At 72.5% G+C, this 14834-nt stretch carries 13 protein-coding genes; 9 read left to right on the top strand and 4 right to left on the bottom strand.

What is annotated here, in order from left to right:
• Positions 1–30: 30 nt before the first annotated feature.
• Positions 31–864: an ABC transporter permease gene (locus tag ACWEOE_RS13190; RefSeq protein ID WP_452007828.1), complete on the top strand. Its 834-nt coding sequence runs from the start codon at positions 31–33 to the stop codon at positions 862–864.
• Between the two features lie 85 nt (positions 865–949).
• Positions 950–2875, top strand: coding sequence for a hypothetical protein (locus ACWEOE_RS13185; protein ID WP_452007827.1), 1926 nt, complete (start codon positions 950–952; stop codon positions 2873–2875).
• A gap of 65 nt (positions 2876–2940) precedes the next feature.
• On the opposite strand, the gene ACWEOE_RS13180 is transcribed toward ACWEOE_RS13185, so the two are convergent.
• Positions 2941–3903: a LuxR C-terminal-related transcriptional regulator gene (locus ACWEOE_RS13180; RefSeq protein WP_452007825.1), complete on the bottom strand. Its 963-nt coding sequence runs from the start codon at positions 3901–3903 to the stop codon at positions 2941–2943.
• Positions 3904–3961: 58 nt separating this feature from the next.
• Entirely contained in the window at positions 3962–5404 is a 1443-nt protein-coding gene (locus ACWEOE_RS13175) for a S8 family peptidase (RefSeq protein ID WP_452007823.1), read from the bottom strand.
• A gap of 526 nt (positions 5405–5930) precedes the next feature.
• Here ACWEOE_RS13175 and ACWEOE_RS13170 point away from each other — a divergent pair.
• From ACWEOE_RS13170 to ACWEOE_RS13145, 6 genes are all read left to right on the top strand, one after another.
• On the top strand, positions 5931–8996 hold the full coding sequence (locus ACWEOE_RS13170; RefSeq protein WP_452007821.1) for a translation initiation factor IF-2 N-terminal domain-containing protein: 3066 nt from the start codon (positions 5931–5933) through the stop codon (positions 8994–8996).
• A gap of 180 nt (positions 8997–9176) precedes the next feature.
• Positions 9177–9491: a 50S ribosomal protein L21 gene (rplU, locus tag ACWEOE_RS13165; protein ID WP_009081084.1), complete on the top strand. Its 315-nt coding sequence runs from the start codon at positions 9177–9179 to the stop codon at positions 9489–9491.
• Positions 9492–9524: 33 nt separating this feature from the next.
• Positions 9525–9788 carry a 50S ribosomal protein L27 gene (rpmA, locus tag ACWEOE_RS13160; RefSeq protein WP_452007819.1) on the top strand — a complete coding sequence of 88 codons (264 nt, stop codon included), beginning with the start codon at positions 9525–9527 and terminating at the stop codon, positions 9786–9788.
• A 118-nt stretch (positions 9789–9906) separates the two neighbouring features.
• Positions 9907–11400, top strand: coding sequence for a GTPase ObgE (obgE, locus tag ACWEOE_RS13155; RefSeq protein WP_452007817.1), 1494 nt, complete (start codon positions 9907–9909; stop codon positions 11398–11400).
• The gene (gene proB / locus ACWEOE_RS13150) at positions 11397–12506 is read left to right on the top strand and encodes a glutamate 5-kinase (protein WP_452007815.1); all 1110 of its coding nucleotides are present in this window, start codon (positions 11397–11399) and stop codon (positions 12504–12506) included. Before obgE ends, proB begins: the two co-directional genes overlap by 4 nt.
• A gap of 28 nt (positions 12507–12534) precedes the next feature.
• Positions 12535–12675 carry a hypothetical protein gene (locus tag ACWEOE_RS13145; RefSeq protein ID WP_452007813.1) on the top strand — a complete coding sequence of 47 codons (141 nt, stop codon included), beginning with the start codon at positions 12535–12537 and terminating at the stop codon, positions 12673–12675.
• Positions 12676–12833: 158 nt separating this feature from the next.
• Here ACWEOE_RS13145 and ACWEOE_RS13140 read toward each other — a convergent pair whose 3' ends face one another.
• A complete protein-coding gene (locus ACWEOE_RS13140) occupies positions 12834–13550 on the bottom strand; it encodes an SDR family oxidoreductase (RefSeq protein ID WP_452007811.1) in 717 nt (238 codons plus the stop codon).
• 58 nt (positions 13551–13608) lie between these two features.
• On the opposite strand from ACWEOE_RS13140, the gene ACWEOE_RS13135 reads away from it, so the two are divergent.
• Positions 13609–14184: a TetR/AcrR family transcriptional regulator gene (locus ACWEOE_RS13135; RefSeq protein ID WP_452007809.1), complete on the top strand. Its 576-nt coding sequence runs from the start codon at positions 13609–13611 to the stop codon at positions 14182–14184.
• Here the strand turns inward: ACWEOE_RS13135 and ACWEOE_RS13130 are convergent.
• On the bottom strand, positions 14174–14788 hold the full coding sequence (locus tag ACWEOE_RS13130) for a TetR/AcrR family transcriptional regulator (RefSeq protein ID WP_452007807.1): 615 nt from the start codon (positions 14786–14788) through the stop codon (positions 14174–14176). The genes ACWEOE_RS13135 and ACWEOE_RS13130 overlap by 11 nt on opposite strands.
• Between the last annotated feature and the right edge of the window lie 46 nt (positions 14789–14834).

The following is a 14834-nucleotide window of genomic DNA, read 5'->3' as shown; positions in this document are numbered from 1 at the left end:
CGCTGCTCCGGCGGAAGGGCCGGTGGCGTGATGACCGACGTCCAAGCCCCCGAGTTCCAACGCCGCGGTCTCCTCATCCGCGTCCTGCCCGCCGGCATGTACAGCGGCCGAGCCGGCGCCCTCATCGAGCGCGCCGTCACCGTCTACGGCCGCTCGTGGTCGATGCTGCTGTCCGGCGCCCTCGAACCGCTGTTCTACTTGCTCGCGTTCCAGGTCGGGTTCGGCAAGCTCGTGCAGACCGTGCCGGGCCCGGACGGGCAGCCGATCAGCTACGTCGCCTTCGTGGCGCCGGCGCTGCTGGCGTCGTCGGCGATGAACGGGGCCGTGTTCGAGAGCACGTACAACCTGTTCTTCAAGCTGCGCTACGCGAAAACGTACGACGCCATGCTCGCCACCCCCATCGGGCCGCTCGACGTCGCGCTGGGGGAGATCGGCTGGGCGATGCTGAGGGGCGGGCTGTACTCGGTCGCGTTCATGGCCGTCACGGGCGCGATGGGCTTGCTCACCTCATGGTGGGCGCTGCTGCTCCTGCCGGTGGCGCTCCTGGTGTCGTTCGCGTTCTCGGCCATCAGTATCACGCTCGTGAGCTACCTGAAGTCGACGTCGCAGTTCGACTACATCCAGCTCGTGCTCATGCCGATGTTCCTGTTCTCCACCACGTTCTTCCCGATCACCGTGTACCCCGAGGCCCTGCAGTGGGTCGTCCGCTGTTTCCCGCTGTACCACGGCATCGAGCTCATGCGTGGCCTCGCGACAGGCTTCTTCTCGTGGAGCATGGCGGCCAACCTCGCGTACCTGCTGGTGCTCGCGGCGATCGGCGTCTGGGGGTCCACGCGGCGCATCGCGAAGCTGCTGTTGACGTGACGCGGGCTGTCCAAAGTGCGACAGGTCGTATTTCGGCCACCGCGAAGATCGTGACGCCGCGCCCGCTCTGCCCCACGCTGACCGGATGCACGCCAGACCCTGGAAGCTCGCCGCGCTGAGTGCCGGCTTGTCCCTCGTCCTCGCTGCCCCCGCGACAGCCGAACCCGAGCACGCCCAGCCGTGGCAGCTCGTCGGTCCCAACAGCGCCGGCGGCCACCTTGCGTTCACGCCCGACGCCCCCGCGCGGCTGTACGTGCTGCCCGACAGCGGCCACGCCGTCTACCGCACCGACGACCACGGCGGCACCTGGACCACACCCGGTCCGCTGGCCGCCGGCGGCACCGCGATCGCGGCCGACCCCCGCGACGGTTCCGTCGTGTACGTCACCGCCACCGACCCGGCCACCGGCACCGGCGAGGTGCTGCGCAGCGACGACGCCGCGCGCACGTTCCGCGCCGTCACCACGAGTCCCGGCCTGCTCGCCTCCGTGGTGGTCTCGCCCTCGGGCGCGGACGTGTTCGCCGCGGGCGACGACGGCGTGCTCACCAGCACCGACCACGGCCGCCACTGGACGAAGCTCGCGGGCACCCCGGCGGGCGTCACCGACCTCGCCCTCGACGGCGACGAGCTGTTCCTCAGCACCAGCAGCGAAATCCACGTCGTCGACCACGCGCTCACCCACCCGCAAAAAGCCCGCAAGCTCACCGTGCCCGGCTCGCCGTACTTCGCGAACCTGGCCGCCGCGGACGGCATCGTCGTCGGCTCGGGCGTGATCGGCGAAGGCGTCCTCTCCACTGACGGCGGTCGCACCTTCCGCACCCTGGCCGGGCCGTGGGGCGCCGGCGACGCGATGGCGTTCACCGGCATCACGTCCGCTGGCGAGATCGAGGTCCAGTCCGTCGCCCCGCCGCGGCCCGACGGCAGCGCGGGCCCCCGCGACGTGTGGGTCAGCCGTGACCGCGGCCGCACCTGGACCGACCACCCGGCCGCCACCGCCGGGATCGACCTCTACTCCGAGATCGGCGCGTTCCCCGATCGTCCGCACGAGCAGGTCGTGGCCGGGCAGGCCGGGATCTTCACCACGCGCGACTCCGCGACGTTCCGTCGCATCGGCGTGCCCGACACCGAGGTCAACGCCCTGACCGCGGCGGGTCCGGCGCTCGTCGCGGCCACCCGCAGCGGCACCTACCGCTCCACCGCGCCGTTCGCGGCGCACCTCCCGCGCGGCTACCAGGACTGGGGCTGGACCGGCCAGGCCCCGAACACGCTGGGCAACTCCGTCGGTGCCCTCGCGACCGTCTCGGCGAAGACGGTGCTGCGCGTGCGCCAGGGCTACTGCGAGGTCGACTGCTTCACCCTGGAACGCTCCGGCGACGGCGGCACCGCCTGGCAGCAGCTCGCCACCGTGCCCGGCAACTCCCGCGCGCTCGTCGTCGATGCGCGTGACCCGAAGACCGTGTACGCGGGCAGCTACCTCACGCCCGCCGTCTACACGAGCCGCGACGGCGGCCGCACTCTCACCGCACACACCCCGGCCGGCCTCGACGGTGTGCAGGCGCTCGCCGTCGACCCTCGCGGCGCCCTGTGGATCGGCGACGTCACCGGCCTCTACCGCAGCACCGACGGCGGCGAGACCACGCGCAAGCTCTTCGACGGCGAGGTCACCGGCGTGACCGTCGACCCGCGCGACGCCCGCCACTTGGTCGTCACCGGCGCCGGTTTCGTCGAGGTCAGCACCGACGGCGGCACCACGTTCCGCGCCGCGGCCGGCGTCGGCACCGCCGGGTACTCCGCCGCCACGTTCACCCGCGACGGCACGCTGTACGTGTCCTCGGCCGACAAGTACGAACCCGGCGCCGGCGTGCTGCTCAGCCACGACGGTGGCCGCCGGTTCACCGCACTGCCGGCCCAGCCGGCCGACCGCGACGTCCGCACGCTGCTCACCACCGACGACGGCCGCTGGCTGCTCGCCGGCACCGGTGCGGGCGTCTACCGCCTGCCGCTGCGGTGAGCGACGGGCCGGGTGTCCACACGGGACACCCGGCCCGCGCCCGAATCCGAACTGGACGCCACGACTCAGCCCGCGAGCCACCCGAGCTTCGCCACCTGCCAGGCCAGCTGCATCCGGCTGTGCGCGTCTGCTCGCTGCATCAGGTCCTGCAACCTGCGCTGCACCGTGCGGTGGCTGACGCCGAGGTGCTTCGCGATCGCCTTGTCGCTCACCCCGCCGACGAGCAGCGACAGCAGCCGGCGCTCGTCGGCCGACAGCGGGTCGTCGCCCGCGAGGCCGTCGATCCGCACGGGAGAGGCGCGTTCCCAGTAGCTCTCGAACAGCGCGACGAGACCGGTCACCAGGCTGCTACCCAGCACGAGGGCGGCCGTCGGCTCGCCCGTGGCCTCGTCGTCGGCCAGCGGCACGAGCGCGAGCGCCCGGTCGGCCACGCCGAGGCGCACGGGCAGCTTCGCGATCGTGCGGGCCCGCTCGCCGAGCCGGATTCCCTCGGCCAGGCCCGCGATCGCGCCCGGTTCTTCGAGCAGCGCGGTCTCGTACAGCACCCGGAAGCGCACGCCGCGCGCCAGCGCCCGGAACTCCTCGTCGTTCTCCGACGCCGGCATGGCGATCGGTGCCTCGCGGCAGAACCACAGCAGTTCCTCACACGCGTCGCGCTGCAGGCTCAGCGCCTGCTGCCGGATCGCCTCGGCGCCGGTCACGACCTCGACCAACCGCGACGAATCGCGCCGCCGTGCGCTGTCGCGGAACTGCTCGGCCAGCTCGGTCACCGTGGCCCGCGCGAGTTCGAGCTCCGCCTGGCCCCGGCGCAGCAGCGGGCCGAGCGAGACGTCGGGCGGCGCGGGCACGTAGTGCTCCCCGGTGCGGCTCACGAGCCGCCTCGCCACGAGCGCGCCGAGCACGCGTTCGGCCTCGGCGAGATCGAGGCCCAGCCGCGCGGCCACGTCGCCGGGCGCGGCTCGGTAGCCGCCGACGAGCACACGGAACACCCGCTCCTCGTCGGCGGTCAGGCCGAGCGCTTCGAGCACCGCACCTCCTCGGGAACCCGGGTTCGGCGTATCCAACCCGGTGGAGGTGTCGAAACGATCACCGCTCCGGGTTCGGCGGTCCCGTCGAGGGCGGGGTGACGGCGGCGAGCGCGTCGACCAGGCCGTGGCCGTAGAAGCCGTTGTAACCGTCGTAGCCGGCGCAGTAGGCGTCCTGCGCGCCGTCGCCGGTGAGGTCGTAGTCGTCAGGACACGGCATGGGCGTGGCCCGCGTCTCCAGCGCGCGGCGCAGGTCGGCGGCCGACATGCGCGGGTGCGCCGACTTCAGCAGCGCCAGCACGCCCGCGACGTGCGGCGCGGCCATCGACGTGCCGCACAGGGGCGCGTAGCCGCCGGGCACGGTCGACACGACGCAGCGGCCCGCCTCGCCGCCCGGTGCGGTGACGTCCACCACACCGAGGCCGTACGAGCTGTAGCCCGCCTTCACTCGATCGGCACCCACGGCCGAAACCGCCACCACGTCCCGCAGGCCCGCGGGCAGCGCTTCACACTTCGCGGCGCCCGCCGCTCGCGTGCCCGAGTGCGCCGACGGCGTGAGGTCCACGGCCTCGTTGGTGGCCGCCGCCACGGTCAGCGTCCCGGCCGAGGTGGCGTACTCGACCGCGCGCGCCAGCACCTCGTGGACCACACCCCGGTCGTCGCCGCGCACGCACGACAGCGACCACGGGTTCACGAACCAGCTGCCGTTGGTCACGGGCAGGTGGTGGGCCGCCGACCACATCAGCCCGCACACCGCGGCCTCGGGATCGGCGTAGCCCCGGTCGTCGATCACCTTCACCGAGGCGATCCGCACGCCGGGCGCCACACCGGTGACGCCCTTGCCGTCGTCGGCCGCGGCGATGATGCCGGCCACGTGCGTGCCGTGCACCGACGTCGTCGGCCGCCAGGCCTCGGGGCTCGGATCGGCGACACCGGTGAGGCAGCCCGCGGAGTCGGCCGGGTCCATCGCCGCGGCCAGGTCGGGGTGGCTCGGGTCCACGCCGGAGTCGAGCACGCCGACCACCACGTCGCGGCTGCCTTCGCTCACCTGGTGCGCCCAGGTCGCGTCGACCATCCGCATGTCCCACTGCTCACCCGACAGGTCGACCGCGGGCACCCGGGCCGGGTCGCTCGGCGCCAGCTGAGCCCGGGCGGGCTGGGCCGGCGCGGCCACGCCGGTCGCGCGCTGCGCCGCGAGCCGGGTGCCCTGGGCGCTGAACGCGCGGTCGAGCCCGATGCGCGACCCGAAGTCCGGATCGTCCGACGTGGCGACCGCCACGGCGATCTGCGGGTAATACCCGAACGGGTGACCGCACGCGGCCTCGAGCTGTGCCCGTGCGGAGTCTTCGGAGGTACCGCGGTCGAAGGCGACGACGTACCGCAAGGTCCGCCCGGACGGGTGGCAGCTCGGGGCGTCCGCGCTCGCCGGCCCGGCGGCGAGACACCCGGACAGCGCCGCGACGAGGCACACGGCCGCGCGCAGCGGCCGCGCCAGCAGGGACACCGGACCTCCTCGTGGACGGAGGGGAGCACGGGCACGCGTGCCCGAGGCGCACGGTAACCAGGCCGGGGCATCGGGACAAGCGGAACGGCGGAGTCCGGCGCGGGACGGCACGCCCGGGTGGCTGCGCAAGGCACCGACTACACCGGGTGCACCCCCGGGTGTGGGATACTCACGTCGACCGCCTCGACGACGGGCATCCCGCCTTGCGTCGAGAGTGGTCCGGAGGAGTGCTGGACCGGCACCACTCGCGTTGCCCCCGGGAGGCCGGGCAGCTCGACGTCGTGGAGTCGGCGCAGCCGAGTCGGTCCGGTGACACGGCCCGTGAGGGGTCGGAGCCAGGCCGGCACACCGCCGAGGAGACCTGACCGTGCCCGGTTCGCCGAACCAGGTGGACCGCGCGGTTTGCCAAGCAAGGATTCCCGCCGCTGGTCACCACCACGGCGGGCACGAAACAGAAAGGGCCCCTGCGCGGCCGCGTCGTGACCGGTGAGAACCGGCAAGACGCGCCCGGGGGCGGAGGAGACACATGTCGAACGCGGACACACCCGCCGATCAGACCGGCGGGAATACCGCCGCATCCGTGGCCAGTCAGCTCGGGGAACTGCCGCCGCGCATTCGCGTGCACGCCCTGGCCAAGCTGCTGGGCTCCAGCAGCCGCGACCTGCTCGCCAAGCTGGCCGAGCTGGGCGAGAGCCCCCGCAGCGCGCAGTCGAGCGTGACGCGCGAGGTCGCGTTCCGCGTGGCCGAGGCGCTCGCGCCCGCCGCGGACGGGAGCGCGCCCGAGGTCGCTGAGCAGCCGGCTCAGCCCGAGACCCCCGCGGCGGCCGAGACCACCACCACTACCGAAGCCCCGGCGGCCGCCGAAGAGCAGGCCGCGCCGGAACCGCGTGAGTCGCGGCGCCGCGTGCGCCGGGCCGTCGCGCCGGCGATCCCCGTGGTCGAAGCGCCCGCCGAAGAGACCGACGAGCCCGCCGCGCAGGCCAAGCGCCCGGTCCACGTGCCGGTGTTCGCCGCGCCGTCGCCCGTGTTCCTGCCCCCGGAGGCCGACCCGGCCGCCGACCGCCCCGCGCGCACGCGCCCGGAGCCGGTGTTCGGCATCGGCTCGAAGCCGGTGGACGCGGGGCCGGCCAAGACCGGGCCGGCCAAGGACGAGCAGGACGACGAGCAGGCCGAGGACACCACCGGCGAGGACACCGACGACCGTTCCGACGACGACGAGGACGGTGCGGGCGGCCGTCGCCGGCGTCGTCGCGGACGTCGCGGCCGTGGCCGGGGCAAGGGCGGCGACGAGGGCGGCGCCGACGAGGACGAGGCCACCGACGAACCGGACCGCAAGCGCGGCGCCGGCAAGGACGACAAGCCCGCCGAGAAGGCCGACAAGCAGGCCGAGAAGGCCGACGCCGAGGGCGAGACCGAGTCCGACGACTCGGCCGGCGAAGCCGAGACCGACGGCGACTCCGACGAAGGGGGCAGCCGCCGCCGGCGTCGCCGCCGCCGTCGCAAGGGCGGGGACGACGACGGGTCCGAAGCGACCACCGACGACCCGCCCAACACCGTCACCCACGTGCGCCAGGCCAAGGCCGAGCAGCCCGAGCGCCCGGCGCGCGACGAGGTGCGCAGCGTCCGCGGCTCCACGCGCCTGGAGGCCAAGCGCCAGCGCCGCCGCGACGGGCGCGAGGCCGGCCGCCGCCGTGCCCCGATCCTGTCCGAGGCCGAGTTCCTCGCCCGCCGCGAGTCGGTGGAGCGCACGATGGTCGTCGCCGAGAAGGGCGACTCCACGCAGATCGCCGTGCTCGAGGACGGCGTGCTCGTGGAGCACTTCGTCACTTCGGCCGGCACCGGGTCGATCGTCGGCAACGTCTACCTCGGCCGCGTGCAGAACGTGCTGCCGAGCATGGAGGCCGCGTTCATCGACATTGGCCGCGGCCGCAACGCCGTGCTCTACGCCGGCGAGGTCGACTGGGACGCCGCCGGCCTGGAGGGCAAGGCCCGCAAGATCGAGCAGGCCCTGTCCACCGGCGACAGCGTGCTCGTGCAGGTCACGAAGGACCCGGTCGGGCACAAGGGCGCCCGGCTGACCACGCAGATCTCGCTGCCCGGCCGCTTCCTGGTCTACGTGCCGGCCGGCGGGGCCACGGGCATCTCGCGCAAGCTGCCGGAGAACGAGCGGCGCCGCCTCAAGGACATCCTCAAGCGGATCGTCCCGGAAGACGCGGGCGTGATCATCCGCACCGCGTCCGAGGGCATCAGCGAGGAGGAGCTCGACCGCGACGTCCGGCGCCTCAAGGTGCAGTGGGACGTCATCAAGGAGAAGGCCGACGCCGGTTCCGCCAAGAAGGGCGGCGCACCGACCATGCTCTACGAAGAGCCCGATCTGCTGGTGAAGGTCGTGCGCGACCTGTTCACCGAGGACTTCGCGAAGCTCGAGGTGCAGGGCGGCAAGGCGTTCGACACGATTCACTCGTACGTGGAGCACGTGGCCCCGGACCTGGCCGACCGCCTCAAGCGCTACACCGGCACCGGCGACGTGTTCGCCGACCACCGGATCGACGAGCAGATCACGAAGGCGCTCGACCGCAAGGTCTGGCTGCCCTCGGGTGGGTACCTCGTCATCGACCGCACCGAGGCGATGACGGTGATCGACGTCAACACCGGCAAGTTCACCGGCTCGGGCGGCAACCTCGAGGAGACGGTGACGCGCAACAACCTCGAGTCGGCGGAGGAGATCGTCCGCCAGCTGCGGCTGCGCGACATCGGCGGCATCATCGTGATCGACTTCATCGACATGGTGCTCGAGTCCAACCGCGAGCTGGTGCTGCGTCGCCTCACCGAGTGCCTGGGCCGCGACCGCACGCGCCACCAGGTCGCCGAGGTGACGTCGCTGGGGCTCGTGCAGATGACCCGCAAGAAGATCGGCACGGGCCTGCTCGAGGCGTTCTCCACGCCGTGTGAGCACTGCAAGGGCCGCGGCGTCGTCGTGTCCACCGAGCCACAGCGCACCGCCGGTGGCGGCAACGGCAACGGCGGTGGCAACGGTGGCCACAACAACGGTCACAACCACGGCGGCAACGGTGGCAACGGCGGCGGGGACACCAAGAGCTCCCGGCGCTCGCGCGGCCGGGGCAAGGGCGAGGACCAGCCGGCCGAGCACGCCAAGGCCGTGGAGACCGCGCCGGCGCCGACGCCGGAGCAGCGCGAGTCGGTGGTCTCGGCCGTGCAGGCGATGGTGAACGCGTCGAAGGCGGCCCACAAGGGCGAGCACGCCGAGGGTGAGCCGCAGCCGAACGTCGCCGACGAGCCGAAGCCGCTGGCCGAGGCCGTGAAGACCGTGGAGACGGCGCAGGAGGCGGGGGCCCCCGTGGCCGCCGCGAGCGCGCCGCCCGCCGTCGAGCAGGCACCTCGGCAGACCGAGGCGGCCGAGCCGGAAGTGGCGGAAGCGGCTCCCGAGGTGGCTGAGGCCGCCGAGGCCATCGGGGAAGCCGAGTCCGACGTCGAGGTGCCGGCTCCGGCCACGCGACCCACCCGGCGCCGGTCGCGCCGAGCGGCCTCGCGTCCGGCGGGTCCGCCGGTGCACGCGACGGACCAGAGCTGAAAGACCACGTAGGGGACCCCGGTGTCCATCCACCGGGGAACCTCACGTAACCTGTAGTACGGCCTGCCACCAGAGCAGGCCGCTGCGCGAGTACCTGGACCGCCTCCGGGCGGGCCGTCCGCGCCAGCCCCCACCCGATTGCCTAGTAGTTACAGGGCCGAGTTAATGCAGGAGACTTCCGTGTCGGCGTACGCGATCGTCAAGACCGGCGGCAAGCAGTACAAGGTGGCCGTCGGCGACGTCGTCGAGGTCGAGAAGCTCGAGGGCGAGCCGGGCACCGAGCACACCTTCCCCGCCGTGCTGTTCGTTGACGGTGGCGAGGTCACCACGGACGCCGACGCGTTGGCGAAGGTCTCGGTCACCGGCAAGGTCGTGGAGCAGACCAAGGGTCCGAAGATCCGGATCCACAAGTTCAAGAACAAGACCGGCTACCACAAGCGCCAGGGTCACCGGCAGAAGCTGACCCGCGTCGAGGTCACCGGCATCTCCAAGTAGTTCTTCGGATCTTCGTAGAAAGAGGCTTCTCCCATGGCTCACAAGAAGGGCGCGTCCAGCTCCCGCAACGGTCGTGACTCCAACGCCCAGCGCCTCGGCGTGAAGCGCTACGGCGGCCAGGAGGTGAACGCCGGCGAGATCCTGATCCGTCAGCGTGGCACCAAGTTCCACCCCGGCGTGAACGTCGGCCGTGGCGGCGACGACACGCTGTTCGCGCTCGCCGCCGGTGCGGTCGAGTTCGGCACCAAGCGTGGCCGCAAGACGGTCAACATCGTGCCCGTCGCCGCAGAAGCCTGATCTTCGGTTTCTTCGCGCGCACGACTCTCCGACGAGGGGTGGAGCCGGAATATCCGGCACCACCCCTCGTTTGTCTTGTTCGGTACCTTTTTCTTCGCGAGTGAATAGAGGCAATGCCATGGCGTCCCGGTTCGTGGACCGCGCGGTGATCCACCTGACCGCCGGCGACGGTGGGAACGGCTGTGCCTCCGTGCACCGCGAGAAGTTCAAGCCCCTCGGTGGCCCGGACGGCGGCAACGGCGGCAACGGTGGTGACGTGACGCTGGTCGTCGACCCGAACGTGCACACGCTGCTCGACTTCCACTTCCGCCCGCACGCCAAAGCGGGCAGCGGCAAGATGGGCATGGGCAGCAACCGCAACGGCGCCGCGGGCGAGGCGCTCGAGATGAAGGTGCCGGCGGGCACGGTGGTGTTCACCGAGGACGGCGAGCTCGTGGCCGACCTCGTGTCGCCGGGCACCACCTTCATCGCCGCCCAGGGCGGGCGCGGCGGGCTCGGCAACGCGGCGCTCGCGTCGAAGGCGCGCAAGGCGCCCGGGTTCGCGCTGCTCGGCGAGCCGGGGGAGTCGCGCAACCTGGTGCTGGAGCTGCGTTCGGTCGCCGACGTCGGCTTGCTCGGCTTCCCGAGCGCCGGCAAGTCGTCGCTGATCTCCGTGCTGTCGGCCGCGAAGCCGAAGATCGCCGACTACCCGTTCACCACGCTCGTGCCGAACCTGGGCGTGATCACCGCCGGGGCCACCGTGTTCACCATGGCCGACGTGCCGGGCCTGATCCCGGGTGCGTCGGAGGGCAAGGGCCTCGGGCTGGACTTCCTGCGCCACATCGAGCGTTGCGCCGTGCTGGTGCACGTGGTCGACTGCGCGACACTCGAACCGGGCCGCGACCCGCTGTCCGATGTGGACGCTCTCGAAGAGGAGCTCGCCAAGTACACGCCCGGGCTGGGCGGCAAGCTCGACGAACGTCCGCGCGTGGTGGTGCTGAACAAGATCGATGTGCCGGAAGCGGCCGAGCTGGCCGAGTTCGTGCGGCCCGAGCTCGAAGCCCGCGGCCTGCAGGTGTTCGAGATCTCGACGGCGTCGCGCAAGGGCCTGCGGGAGCTCACCTTCGCGCTGGCGAAGGTCGTGGAGGAGTACCGCGAGGCGCAGCCGGTGCTGGAGCAGCAGCGGATCGTGCTGACCCCGCTGGCCGTCGACGACAGCGGCTTCACCGTCGAGGTCGATCCCGAGGAAGAGGGCGCGTTCATCGTCCGCGGTGCTCGCCCGGAGCGCTGGATCCGGCAGACGAACTTTGCCAACGACGAGGCCGTCGGCTACCTCGCCGACCGGCTCAACCGCCTGGGCGTCGAAGAGATGCTCGCGAAAAAGGGCGCGAAGCCGGGCAGTCCGGTCACGATCGGCGACGTGCAGTTCGAGTGGGAGCCCTCGTCGCCGGGCGTCGCGGTGCACCTGTCCGGTCGTGGCACGGACGTGCGGCTGGAGAAGAGCGACCGCGTCGGCGCGGCCGAGCGCAAGGAGGCCCGCCGCATCCGGCGGGACGGCACCGGTGAAGACGAGCCGGACTCGGCCGACTTCGCGGACGACTTCGACGACGATCTGGAGGAGCTGGACCGGTGAGCGGCACGCGCGTCGAGATCGCCGAAGCCCGCAGGCTCGTCGTCAAGGTCGGTTCGTCCGCGCTCACGACCGCGGGCAGCGGTCTGGACACCGAGCGGCTCGACGCGCTCGTCGACGCCATCGCCGCGCGCGTGGCCCGCGACTGCCAGATCGTGCTCGTGTCCTCGGGGGCGATCGGCGCGGGCCTCGCGCCGCTGTCGCTGGGCAAACGCCCGCGCGACCTGGCCACGAAGCAGGCCGCGGCGAGCGTCGGGCAGCTCGCGCTGGCCCACGCGTACGCGGAGTCGTTCGGCCGCTATTCGCTCACCGTCGGCCAGGTCCTGCTGACCTCCGACGACGTCGTGCGCCGCGCGCACTACCGCAATGCGCAGAACACGTTCTCCCGGTTGCTGGCGCTCGGTGCCGTGCCCGTGGTCAACGAGAACGACACCGTGGCCACCCAGGAAATCCGCTTCGGCGACAACGACCGCCTCGCCGCCCTCGTCGCCCACCTCGTCGGCGCCGACGCCCTGGTTCTGCTGTCCGATGTGGACGGCCTCTACGACGGCGACCCCCGCGACGGCGCCACCCGCAAGATCGCCGAGGTGCTCAGTGAGTCCGATGTGGAGGGCATCTCCGTCGGCATGTCCTCCTCGGGCCTCGGCACGGGCGGTATGGTCTCGAAGTTGGCCGCCGCGCGCACCGCCGCGGGCGCCGGCATCCCCGTGCTGCTCGCCGCCGCGTCCGAGGCGGCCGGCGCCCTGGGTCCGGCCGACGTCGGCACCGCCTTCGCCCCGGCCGACAACCGCTTGTCGGCCCGCCGATTCTGGCTCGGCTACGCCGCCGACGCCTCCGGCCACCTCCGCCTCGACGACGGCGCCGTGGCCGCCATCCTGCGCCGCCGCTCCCTCCTCGCCGCCGGCATCACCGGCATCACCGGCAAGTTCCAAGCGGGCGACGTGGTCGACCTCGTGGACGCCAAGGACGTCCCCGTCGCCCGCGGCGTGGTTTCCTTCGACGCGAGCGAACTGCCGGACCTCATCGGCCGTTCCAGCCACGAGGTCCCGGTGGAGCACCGCCGCGAGGTCGTCCACGCGGATGACCTCGTACCGCTGCGCCGTTCCTGACCCTGCTTTCCGGTGACCCTGCTGTCCGGTGACCCAGCGGCGCTGGGCCCGGGTGCAGTTGCGGGTCTTTGATGCCAGTGGCGCGAAGCGCCCCGCGCTCCTGTGCACGACCCGGTCCGACCTGATCGGCGCTGACCTGCGCCGCGAAGCGGTGACCCCGCGCTCCTGACCTGGCAGCACACTGGCCTGCTCCACGCGCGGCACTCGGCCAGGGCCGCCGGCGAGCCATCCCGAACCAGCACTGCACCTGCCCCGGCGGCCTTCGCGGCCAGGCACGTCCCGTCCGGTGCCCGCAACCCAAGGGCGACTGTCCCCCGTGCCCCGCCGTCACATCGTGATCAACCGCGCCCCGCCATCGGTCTCCAGCACCGTTCCCGTCGTCGTCGGGTTGGTGGCCGCGAAGACCACCGCCTCCGCGACGTCCTCGGCCGTAGCGACTTGGCGCGTCGGCAGTACCGAAGCGACCTGCGCGAAGTAAGCCGCGCGCTGTTCGGCCGGGAAACCGTTCGACCAGGCGGTATTCACCACCCCCGGCGACACGGCGTTGACGCGGATCGGCGCCAGCTCCGCGGCCAGCGGCTTGACCGCGGCTTCCAGTGCGCCGTTGAGCGCGGCCAGGCCGGTCGTGCCCGGCATGCCCGTGCGGGCGGTGATCGCGGTGACCAGGGTGATCGAGCCCGTGGGCGCGAGCCGCGGCAGGACGGCCTGCACTGTGGTCAGATGGGCCCAGAACTTGGCGTCGAAGGCACGCCGCAGCATGCCCAGGTCGAGGTCCGCGATCGGACCCATGCCCTCGCTGCCGGCGAGGCTCACGACGAGGGCGTCGATGCTGCCCATCGTCTCGGCGAGGGCGGTCATCACGGCCGCGTCGCCGCCGTCGGCCTGGTGGCCGGTGAGGTCGGGGTCGGTGATCGCCAGGTCGTCGAGCCGTTCCTTGCCGCGGCCGGTGAGGTGGACGTCGAAGCCGCGGTCGCGAAGTTTCCGCGCGATCGCCAGCCCGATGCCCGAAGTGCCCCCAGCGACTAGGGCCGTGCGCTTGCTCATGTGGTCTCCTATTTCGAACCGTGACGTCTCGTCTCGAATTACGCTACCATCGGTTCCCGTGACCGAACAGCCCCGTCCCGGCCGCAAGCGCAGCGCCGCCAGCCGCGACGCGATCCTCGTGGCGACCTTGGAACTGATTGCCGAAGTCGGCTACGCCGGCCTCACGATCGAAGGCATCGCGGCGCGTTCCGGTGCGGGCAAGCAGACCGTCTACCGCTGGTGGCCGTCCAAAGCGGACGTGCTGATGGAAGCGCTGGCGACCAAGGCCGACCTGATCGTGCCGATCCCCGACCACGGCATCCTCGCGGACGACCTGCGCGAGTTCCTGCGCGACACCTTCGCCCTCGGCCGCAAGCAGCCCGTCGGCGACACCCTGCGCGCGCTGATGGCCCAGGCCCAGGTGGACCCCGCGTTCGGCGACCGGTTCCGCGAAGACTTCCTGTTGCGCCGCCGCGAAGTGCTGGGCCGCATCGTCGACCGCGCGGCCGACCGCGGCGAGCTCCCGGCCGGCGTCACCCGCGAAACCCTCATCGACGTCGTCTTCGGCACCCTCTGGTACCGCCTGCTCGCCACCCACACCTCGCTCGGCCCGGACCTGGCCGACGAGCTGGTGGCGCTGATCGTCAGGGCTTGAGCGCCCGCACGATGCGGGCCAGCTGCTCCGCGTAGTCCTCGGCGAACTCGGGCGACGCCGGGTCCCGGCCGGTCAGCGCGCGCGCCACGCGCGGGAACGCGAGCGACGCACTGGCGGCGGCCATCAACACCAGCATCAACGCCGCCGGTTCGACGTCGGCAGGGAAGTCGCCGGCCTCCTGGCGTGCGCGGACGTAACCGAGCTGACGCTGGAGGAACTCGCGCTGCGCGTCGACGCCGACGGCGTCCGGCTCGCCGTCGGTGAGGTTCTCCCACAGGAACAAGCGCCCGAGGTCGGCGTCGGCGAGGCCCGAGCGCACGAACTCGGCCGCGACGTCCGCGAGCTCGCGATCCGGCGCGGCCAGCGTGGTGAAGCTGTCGAACACCGGGCGGTTCAGCTCGGTGTACAGGCCTTCCTTGCCACCGAAGTAATACGAGATCAGCTGCTTGTTCACGCCCGCGCGCGCCGCGATCTCGCCGACGCGCGCCGCCGCGTACCCCAAGCTGGCGAACTCCGCCTTCGCTGCTTCGAGGATTCGCGCCTTCGTGCGCTCGGGGTCTCGCTGCCGTTCGCGCGGCGCGCGGCGGGGGCTGTTCTCGGGCACGGGTTCAGCCTAGCCGCTGACTCAATCATCCCCACGGTTGACTTAA

Source organism: Amycolatopsis sp. NPDC004368, assembly GCF_053602515.1.
This window is presented reverse-complemented; position numbering and strand designations above follow the sequence as displayed.

Bases quoted from the DNA above. Each gene is read 5' to 3' on its own strand.
- ACWEOE_RS13190 (WP_452007828.1), top strand. From the start codon at position 31: ATGACCGACGTCCAAGCCCCCGAGTTCCAACGCCGCGGTCTCCTCATC.
- ACWEOE_RS13185 (WP_452007827.1), top strand. From the start codon at position 950: ATGCACGCCAGACCCTGGAAGCTCGCCGCGCTGAGTGCCGGCTTGTCC.
- ACWEOE_RS13170 (WP_452007821.1), top strand. From the start codon at position 5,931: ATGTCGAACGCGGACACACCCGCCGATCAGACCGGCGGGAATACCGCC.
- rpmA (WP_452007819.1), top strand. From the start codon at position 9,525: ATGGCTCACAAGAAGGGCGCGTCCAGCTCCCGCAACGGTCGTGACTCC.
- obgE (WP_452007817.1), top strand. From the start codon at position 9,907: ATGGCGTCCCGGTTCGTGGACCGCGCGGTGATCCACCTGACCGCCGGC.
- ACWEOE_RS13140 (WP_452007811.1), bottom strand. From the start codon at position 13,550: ATGAGCAAGCGCACGGCCCTAGTCGCTGGGGGCACTTCGGGCATCGGG.